The sequence below is a fragment of the Kitasatospora sp. NPDC058492 genome, assembly GCF_042720685.1.
Classification (GTDB): domain Bacteria; phylum Actinomycetota; class Actinomycetes; order Streptomycetales; family Streptomycetaceae; genus Kitasatospora.
Genome location: NZ_JBHXMU010000120.1, coordinates 1 through 8,438, shown reverse-complemented (window position 1 = coordinate 8,438; position 8,438 = coordinate 1). Strand labels below are relative to the sequence as shown.

The following is an 8,438-nucleotide window of genomic DNA, read 5'->3' as shown; positions in this document are numbered from 1 at the left end:
GGGGACGGACCCTGGACACTGGTCCGAGACGGCCTACCTGTTCACTCCTTCCTCTTGCAGGTCGTCTGCTTGGGCGAAGCGACTTCGTGTCGCACCGGGATTCTCCGGTCATGGGGTAGCGCTGGTTGTCGCGGCTGCCGGCGTCGAGGCGGCGGTCGCCGAACGAGGCGTTGCCGAACGAAGCGGTTGCCGAGCGGGACGGTGCCGAACGAAGCGGCGACGACGGCGCCGTTGGCGACGTGGATGCCGAGGCGGGAGCCGGTGAACTTCGAGCTCGCCGTCAACACTTTCATTGACTGAAAAATCGGTCAAGCCTGTGAGTCGGCCCGTCCGCTGATGAAGGGCGCGGGGACGTGCGACGGCCGCCCCATCGGACCCGTACTCCAGCTGGACCCTGCTCGCACTTGTGGCCCCTCGTCGCCAGGGCCTCATCGGCGGTGTGCGGTGCCCGGCCCCTCGGCGCCGTTGCGCCGCAGATCACCGCTCTCTCTGGATTTGACTGAATTTTCAGTCTAGTAAAAGATGCGGGGGCACCCCCGGTCCCAGGACCAGCCCGCCGCAGCGCGGGCTCCGTGCCCCCTGGCGGCCCGTCCACCCCCCACGGAGGCGGGCCGCCAGGGCCTCCGCCGCGCACGCGTCGGCCGCCGCCCCGACTCCACAGCTTCAGGAAGGACGACCGTGCAGGTCACCACCGATGACACCAGCGCGACCAGCCCGGTTGCGCGCCGCGCTCCTCGCCACCGCTGGCGGTTCGCCGTCGTCCTGGCGATGGTCGTCGCCCTGTGCGGGAGCGGGATCGGGCTGTACCTCAACGAGCGCAACACCCGGGAGCAGACCCGCGAACTGGCGATCCCCTCGGCCCAGGACTGGATCGAACTCGACGTCACCGCCCAGGACGTGGACCCGGCGGCCCAGCAACTGACGCTCTACATCACACCCGTACCGCACGGCAGGCTCGCCGCCGGCGCCGACGGCCAGGCCTTCAGCCGACCCGTCGAGATCACCGTCACCGGCACACCCAGGACGACCATCCGGGCAGCCGAGGGCGAGAGCGCGGCGCCCCAGCTCGTCCACATCGGGATGTACGACGGCACCATCACCGACTACCCCTTCGACCGCTACCGCATGGAGGCCGGCTTCACGGCCACCAGCGGCGCCACCCCCGTGCCGGTCGGCCTGGTCCTCACCGACACCGACCCGTTCTTCGTCGTGCGCCCGCAGGCCACGGCCGGGGCCACCGGCGCCGTGGCCCTGGACGCGAAGATCACCCGCTCCCGCAGCACCTTCATCCTCGCCTGGTTCATGATCGCGGCGATGTGGGCCATCGCCCTGGCCGTCCTCGGCGCCGCCGAGGTGCTCTACCGCAAGCGCGAGGGCCTGGTCTGGCCCTCCCTGGGCTGGATGGCGGCCAGCCTGTTCGCCCTGATCGGCATGCGCAACGCCGCCCCCGGCTCACCGCCGATCGGATCGCTGATCGACTACCTCGCGTTCTTCTGGGCCGAAGGAATCATCGCCGCCAGCCTGGCCTGCACCGCCTGGTGCGGCATCCGCACCGAGCACCGGCAGCGCCGCGAACGCGAGGCCGCCGCCGACCAGCCGTGAGGCCCGGCGTCGGCACCCCGTGGGCGGGCGCGGCCGGAGAATGGCCGGAAAGTGCTGCAACTACCTTGTGCAGCAGGATTGTTGGGGGTCCCTGACGCGCCCATGCTGAATTCGCCCGGCCTGTGCCGGGCCGCCGGGTGGCCGGGCGGCTCAGGTACCCCACGCCCCGACGCTCGCGCGCCCCACCCTCACCCCCCACCTCAGGCTTCGCGGGAGAACCCTCATGGGAATGACCTCTGCTCTGCGACGTGCCTCGGTCGTGCTCGCCGGCGGCGTGGCCGCGATCGGACTGTTCGCGCCGACCGCCGCGGCCGCGGACACCCCGGTCGTCCTGGCCTGCCAGGCGACTCCGCCGATCGGGTCGGCACAGACCTTCAACCTCAACGCCGGTGTCAACGCCGCCGCGCCCGCCACCGTCGCGGCCGGCAGCCAGTTCACCGTCACCCTGGCCCCCGACGCGCTCACCGTGCCCACCACGGTGGGCGGTTACAGCATCCAGTCGATCAGCAACATCGTGCTCACCGTGCCGGTCCCCGCGAACGCCACGCTGACCGGCGAGTCGCTGACCGGCGGCTCCGGCTACTCGGGCAGCGCGAGCGTCGCGGTGAACAACGGCAACGTCGTGCTCACCGTGAACGGGTCGGTCGACGGCGGCGGCACCTTCACGCTCCCCGCGCTGACCCTGAACCTGGCCGCCGGGGCCTCCGGCAGCGTCATCAGCACCTCGGTGGCCGGTACGAGCTACGCGAACCCGGGGCTGACCTTCACGGCGACCGTGCCCGTCTCGTTCTTCACCGTCGACGTGCCCACCGCCTGCTACCCGGCCACCGCGCAGGCGCTCAGCACCACGACGGTGAGCTGACCGGGGGGCCGCACCGAAGGCGACCAAGGGAGAACAGCACTGGGGCCGACGCACAGTGTGCGTCGGCCCCAGTGGCAGAAGTAGCGGGGACAGGATTTGAACCTGCGACCTCTGGGTTATGAGCCCAGCGAGCTACCGAGCTGCTCCACCCCGCGTCGGTAGTACCGACCTTACGGCACCGGCCGGCGATCACCTAATCGGTTACCCGGCGGCCGGGTACGTGCGGCCGCCCGAGATGCGGGTTGCCGTCCCCAGCCGAAAGTCAGGCGTAGACGGTGGCCCGGACCCGGTCCAGGTCCGTGAGCAGGGTGTCCAGCTGCGAAGGGTCGTTGGCGTAGGCGAGCACGGCTCGGTAGAACGCGCTCTGCATCGCGTCCGGCATCAGGTCGGAGGCGTCGAACCGTACCGCCCGGGCGTCGACCAGCAGTTGGCCCAGGCGCCGGGACAGGGCGTCCGGGTAGACGGTGGTGGGCACCTGGCGGTTGGGGCTCAGTGCACCGCCGCGGGCCACCCAGATCTGCTGCGCCTCGGGCGTCGTGAGGTAGGCGACGAGCTGCTGGGCGGCCGGGGTGGCGTGGAACATGCCGAGCAGGTCGCCCGCCACCTCCTCGGTGCCCTTGAACCCTTCGTCGATGGTCGGGAACCGGGCGAAGTCGTAGTCCTCGCCGGCCTTGAGCTGCGGGTCGCCCTGCTGGTAGTAGTCCGTGATGAAGGACGCCGCGTGCTCGAAGTAGCAGCCCGGCTGCCGGCCGAACAGCGAGTTGCCCGAGCCGGCGAAGTCGGTGAGCAGCATGCCGCGGGAGTCACCGCGGACCAGGCCCTTGGCGGCGACCACGTCTCCCCAGGTCTGCCAGGCCCGTTTGATCGCAGGAGAGTTCCAGGCGAGCACGCCGCTCGCCCACTGGTCGTAGACGTCCGGCCCGGACTGGGCGAGGACGATGTCCTCCAGCCAGTCGGTGCCCGGCCAGCCGGAGGCGGAGCTGGACTCCAGCCCGACACACCACGGGGGGACACCTGCCCCGGCGATCTGCCGGTCCAGGGTGTTCAGCTGGTCCCAGCTGCCGGGTGGCGTCCAGCCGTGTGCGGCAAGGGCCTTGGGGGAGTACCAGATGAGGCTCTTCACCGAGGCCTTGACGAACACGGCGTACTGCTTGCCGTCCACGGCGCCCAACCGCACCCAGCTCGCTCCGTACTGCGCGGCCATGCCCGGCAGGTCGAGCGCACCGTCGAGCGGGGCCAACCGGCCGGCCCGGGCGTACTGCACCAGCTTTCCGGGGCTGGAGAGGACGGCGAGATCGGGCGGCGTCCCGTTGTCGACCCGGTCGGCCAGCACGGTGTCGGAGTCCCGGGAGCCCTGGTAGTCCACCCTGATCCCGGTCCGCTGCTCGAACGGCGCGACCATGGCCAGGAACGAGTCCCGCTCACTGCCGGTCCAGGTGCCGAGCACATGGACCACAGGTCCCGACCCGCCGCTGCTGCAGGCCGTGGGGCCGAAGAGGGCGACCAGCAGCAGGGCGAGACAGGCCCGGGCCCAGCGGTCCGCCCTGCTCATCGCGCGGCCCGGTACTCGTCGATCCGTGGCCAGAGGCCGCCCAGGCAGAGCACCGCGATGGCGGCGCACAGCACCGGGAGCGCGCGGCCCAGGCCCAGGTCGGAGCGGGCCGCCGATTCGGCATCGGCCAGCCGTTGCCGGTCCAGCTCCGTGAGACGGGCCAGGTCGGCGTCGAACGCCGCGCCGGCGCCGCCCAGTTGGGCGGCGCCGGGGCCGACAGCCGTGGCCGCCACGGTGGGGTCGGCCGCGGCTGCCGTGGCGGGGCCGCGCGTGGCGGCCTGCCGGCGCAGCTCGGCATCGGCCGCGGTGAACTGCTGGAAGTCCCGGAGGGTGTGCAAGGCGGCGTCCCGTTTCGCTGGGGAGGAGTCGGGGCGGAGGTCGGCATCGAACAGGTCGGCGAGGATGCCGTGGAACGCGGGCTGCTGGTTCTCGGCCGCCGCGACCGCTCCCGGCGTGACCGGACGGTCCGCCAGTGGGCCGGTGTAGGTGGCGAAGTCGTCGGAAAGGTCCTGTCCGGGGACGATCTGGACCACCGCCAGCGCATCGCCGCCTGCCGCTTCGGCGGCGAGCGCGCGAGCCTGCCAGGCGGCGGTCAGCCGGGGCAGCACCTCGTCGGTGGCGGTGCCGAAGGCTCGGTCGGTGTGCAGGGTCGCCACCACCGTCCAGCCGGCCAGCGCGAGCAGCAGGACGGACGCGGTCAGCAGGTACGGGTTGAGCCGCCGGTTGAAGTGGCGGCTCAGAAAGCGCTGCGTACCGACCAGCAGGACCAGGGCGAGCACCGCGGGGGCGAGCACGCCGAGCAGCACGACCGGGGCGAGCCATCCGCTCTGCTGTTGCCGGCCCAGTTCCTGCTGCTCGGCGGCCCGCAGTTGCTGGACCTGGGCGAGGACTCCGTCACCGGGTTTGTGCATCAGGCTTGAGGCGTAGCTCAAGTAGGCGGCGCCGAGGGCACCCTGGCTCTCGGTGGCATGCGCCTGTTCGACCAGGCTGGTGTACTCGACGAGCAGTCCCTCGACGGCCTGCAGTCGCCCGCTCCCGGCCGGCCCGGTCGCGTCGTGCTCGGCGGCCCGGGCCAACACCTGGTGGGCCGACTTCAGATCGTCCTGGTAGCGCTGCCCCGGTCCGCTCAGGCGCACCGTCCCCGAGGCGAAGCTCCCGGCCGCGACCCGGTCCGCGTCGGCGAGCAGGTAGGACAGCTGCGCGATGTCGACAAGGGCCGGGTCGGCGTGGGCTTCGGCGGCGGACACCGCCGTGTGCGCGCCGGCGAGCGCCGCTTCCAATGTCCCCCACAGCGCCGCCGTGCACAGGACCAGCGAGACCACAACCCGGCGCAGCCGGCCCGGAGTGGTGGGTGGCGCGGCGGGCCTGCGGCCGAAGCGGTGCGACCGTGACCCCACGCCGGCAATGGCCGCCATCCGCATCCCGCCCCCCGGCTCGGCCCGTCAGGAGCCCGACGGATCGTCGCCCACCCTAGCCACGCGACTATGGAGTGGCTACCGGGAAGCGGAATATGACGGAATATCAGTTTCGACTCCGGCGGCCCGGGTGGCACACTCTGACGTACCGTCAGTTGGGCGGTCACCCTACGCGGCCCCGGTAGGTGTTCTCCAGGCCCGGGTCGGCGGGGTTTCCGGTGAGGTTGGCGGAGAGCAGCTCGAAGGTCCCGTCGGGCGCGGTCATGGCCGGGTCGACCTGGGGGATCTGCGAGTAGTCCCGCTGAAGGGGCGCGGCGTCCTTGGGTGTGGGCATGGTGACCTTGAGGCGGCTCAGCCGCTTCGCCCCGTCGTCGATCTGCTGCCGGTCCGCGGCGGTCAGCGCCCGGCCGTCGGTCCGCGCGACCAGGACGGTCACCGGGTTGGCGTCGGGCTTCGTCCCGAAGCGGTCCTGGGCGATCTTCATGGCGGCGGCCGAGTCGTAGCTCTTCGGCAGGAAGTCGGCCGTCTGCGTCTGGGTCACCCGGTAGATCAATGTCTGGCTCAGGACGGTCAGGAGCATTCCCAGGACCGCCCATACGGCGATCACCTTCCACGGATTCCTGGTGGAGAATCCGGTCAGGGCGCGGATCACGATGTCCTCCGGCGGTGGTGCTGTCGCCGGGGATTTCCGGCACGTCTCCAGACCATCACGGCGTGGGCGTTCTCGTCCGAGCGCGGGAGGAGAACGCCGTCAGGACCTGGGCCCGCCACCAGGCCCGGACCAGGACCAGGGGCCTGGTCCGGGATCGGTCCCGGGTGCCGGCCCGGGGCCGGGAGCCACAGGGAGAATGGACCGTGGACGCCCCCCCCCGAGGGCCTCCGCGGGAACGGCGTACGGCTCACAGCGCACAGCACGCGGCTCACGGCTCACGGCTCACGGACGACGGCACACGGCCGGCCGGCCACGGAAAGGACCATCACCAGCATGTCGACGCACCACCGGCCCCTGCCGCTGCCGCAGCCGCAGTCGCCGCAGTCGCCGCCGAGAGCCGACGGCCTGCCCTGGACGGCCAGTGACGCGCTGGTGGCCGTCGGGTCGGCCGCCCTGGACCTCCTCGGCTACTCGATCGGCAGCCCGGACGGAAGCCAGCCGATCGCCCTGACCGCGCTGGTCCTGCTCGTACTGGCGGCCATGCCGCTGCTCACCAGGCGCCGCTACCCGCTGGCGTCACTGACGGGTGTGCTGGCCCTCGGCCTGGCCCTGAACCTGAGCGGGCCGGTGCCGCAACACTTCAACTGCACGCTCTGCATCGCGCTGTTCGCGGTCGCCCGCTCGCGCGGCCTCGTGGTGGCGGCGCCGGCCGCCCTCGTGGCGGCCGTCGTACCGCTGCTGGGCCGGGGGCATCCGCTGCCGCCCCCGCTCTCGCGAGCGGCGTCCAACGTGCTCGCCGCGGCGCTGGTCATCGCCGCGGCCGAGGCGCTGAAGCGCTGGCAGCACGCGGTGGAGGTCAGGCGCAGGCTGCTGGCCGACCGCGCGGTGGCGCAGGAACGGCGCCGCATCGCACGGGAGTTGCACGACATCGTCGCCCACCACATCACCACCATGCAGCTGATGGCCGGCGGTGCCAGAGCGAACCTCGGGGGTGACACCGAGGTGGTGCGCGACGCCCTGGTCACGCTGGAGGGCTCCGGGCGGATGGCGCTGCGCGAGATGCGTCAACTGCTCGACGTGCTCCGGGCCGGCGACGAGCCGGAGGAGTCGCCGTCCGAGCCGCAGCCCGGAGTCGGGCACCTCGGACGGCTCGTCGAGGAGTCCCGCAGGGCCGGTCTTCCCACCGAGTTCGCCGTCCTGGGGGAGGAGCGCCCGCTGCCGCCGAGCACCGGCCTGGCGGTGTTCCGGATCGTCCAGGAGTCCCTCACCAACACCCGCAAGCACGCCGGCCGGGCCCGGGCGCGGGTCCGGCTGACGTACCACCCGGACCGGATCACCGTCGAGGTGTCCGACAACGGCACCGCCGCGCCGGCCGACACCCTGGTGGGTGCCCTGGCGGGAGCGGGCGGTGCGGCCGGACCGAGGGCGGGCCGCACCGGATACGGTCTGATCGGCATGCGCGAACGCGTCGCGCTGCAGGGCGGCAGCATGGTGGCCGGCGCCGTGGACGGTGGTGGCTTCCGGGTGGTGGCCAGCCTGCCGGTGGCGCCGGCCGACGGAGAGGAACGGCTCGGATGACGGGAACCCCGGAGCGGATCAGGGTGCTGATCGCCGACGACCAGCCGCTGGTACGGCGGGGCCTGGCCCTGATCCTGGCACCCGACCCGGCGTTCGAGGTGGTGGCCGAGGCGGACAACGGCCAGCAGGCGGTCGACCTCGCGCACCGGCACCGGCCCCACGTCGTGGTGATGGACATCCGGATGCCGGTTCTCGACGGCGTCCAGGCGACCGAGCGGCTCACACGGGAACTGCCGGCCTGCCGGGTCCTGGCGCTGAGCACCTTCGACATGGACGAGTACGTCGTCGCCGCCCTGCGCGCCGGCGCCTCCGGGTTCCTGCCCAAGGACGTCTCCCCGGAGGAGCTCTCGGCGGCCGTGCGCACCGTGCACACCGGGGAGGCGGCGGTGGCGCCGCGCCTGCTCACCCGGCTGATCTCCACGTACGTCACCGCGCCCCGCCTGCCGCCGGCACCGGTGCCGTTGCCGGCCTCCAGCCTGGGTGAACTGACGCCCCGCGAGATCGAGGTGTGGCACCTGCTGGCCACCGGCCTGGACAACGCCGAGATCACGTCGGCGATGGGCATCAGCGTCTCCACGGTCAAGAACTACATCACCAGCATCTTCGCCAAACTGAGCGTCCGCGACCGTGCCCAGGCAGTGATCGCGGCCTACGAGTCCGGCCTGGTCGAAGCCCGCCCCGCGAACCCGCCGGGCTGAGGCGGGCGGAGCGGGGCCAGTTGCTCCGAGTCGCCCCGAGCCGGACGGCCTCGCGGCTCCCGTCCACGGGAGCCGCGAG

7 protein-coding genes and 1 tRNA gene are annotated in these 8,438 nt (G+C 72.5%); 4 read left to right on the top strand and 4 right to left on the bottom strand.

The genetic code is table 11. From position 1 onward, the window contains the following. Window positions 1–678 precede the first annotated feature (678 nt). Window positions 679–1,602: a DUF4436 family protein gene (locus ACFWPI_RS38925; protein ID WP_380380736.1), complete on the top strand. Its 924-nt coding sequence runs from the start codon at window positions 679–681 to the stop codon at window positions 1,600–1,602. A 229-nt stretch (window positions 1,603–1,831) separates the two neighbouring features. After that, window positions 1,832–2,464 carry a cyclase gene (locus ACFWPI_RS38920; protein ID WP_380380734.1) on the top strand — a complete coding sequence of 211 codons (633 nt, stop codon included), beginning with the start codon at window positions 1,832–1,834 and terminating at the stop codon, window positions 2,462–2,464. Window positions 2,465–2,545: 81 nt separating this feature from the next. Here ACFWPI_RS38920 and ACFWPI_RS38915 read toward each other — a convergent pair. The 4 genes from ACFWPI_RS38915 to ACFWPI_RS38900 all read right to left on the bottom strand — a co-directional run bounded on the left by ACFWPI_RS38915 (window position 2,546) and on the right by ACFWPI_RS38900 (window position 6,083). Continuing rightward, window positions 2,546–2,619, bottom strand: a tRNA-Met gene (locus tag ACFWPI_RS38915). Between the two features lie 107 nt (window positions 2,620–2,726). Next, complete coding sequence (locus tag ACFWPI_RS38910; RefSeq protein ID WP_380380732.1) at window positions 2,727–4,016, bottom strand: ABC transporter substrate-binding protein; 1,290 nt, start codon at window positions 4,014–4,016, stop codon at window positions 2,727–2,729. After that, entirely contained in the window at window positions 4,013–5,431 is a 1,419-nt protein-coding gene (locus ACFWPI_RS38905) for a hypothetical protein (protein WP_380380730.1), read from the bottom strand. The genes ACFWPI_RS38910 and ACFWPI_RS38905 overlap by 4 nt, the downstream gene beginning before the upstream one ends. Before the next feature lie 163 nt (window positions 5,432–5,594). Continuing rightward, window positions 5,595–6,083, bottom strand: a complete 489-nt coding sequence (locus tag ACFWPI_RS38900) for an MMPL family transporter (RefSeq protein WP_380380728.1) — start codon at window positions 6,081–6,083, stop codon at window positions 5,595–5,597. Window positions 6,084–6,416: 333 nt separating this feature from the next. Between ACFWPI_RS38900 and ACFWPI_RS38895 the strand changes: the two genes are divergently transcribed. Both ACFWPI_RS38895 and ACFWPI_RS38890 read left to right on the top strand, forming a co-directional pair. After that, a complete protein-coding gene (locus ACFWPI_RS38895) occupies window positions 6,417–7,661 on the top strand; it encodes a sensor histidine kinase (RefSeq protein WP_380380726.1) in 1,245 nt (414 codons plus the stop codon). After that, the gene (locus ACFWPI_RS38890; RefSeq protein ID WP_380380724.1) at window positions 7,658–8,359 is read left to right on the top strand and encodes a response regulator; all 702 of its coding nucleotides are present in this window, start codon (window positions 7,658–7,660) and stop codon (window positions 8,357–8,359) included. Before ACFWPI_RS38895 ends, ACFWPI_RS38890 begins: the two co-directional genes overlap by 4 nt. Window positions 8,360–8,438 lie beyond the last annotated feature (79 nt).

Bases quoted from the DNA above. Each gene is read 5' to 3' on its own strand.
- ACFWPI_RS38905 (WP_380380730.1), bottom strand. From the start codon at position 5,431: ATGGCGGCCATTGCCGGCGTGGGGTCACGGTCGCACCGCTTCGGCCGC.
- ACFWPI_RS38890 (WP_380380724.1), top strand. From the start codon at position 7,658: ATGACGGGAACCCCGGAGCGGATCAGGGTGCTGATCGCCGACGACCAG.
- ACFWPI_RS38920 (WP_380380734.1), top strand. From the start codon at position 1,832: ATGACCTCTGCTCTGCGACGTGCCTCGGTCGTGCTCGCCGGCGGCGTG.
- ACFWPI_RS38895 (WP_380380726.1), top strand. From the start codon at position 6,417: ATGTCGACGCACCACCGGCCCCTGCCGCTGCCGCAGCCGCAGTCGCCG.
- ACFWPI_RS38910 (WP_380380732.1), bottom strand. From the start codon at position 4,016: ATGAGCAGGGCGGACCGCTGGGCCCGGGCCTGTCTCGCCCTGCTGCTG.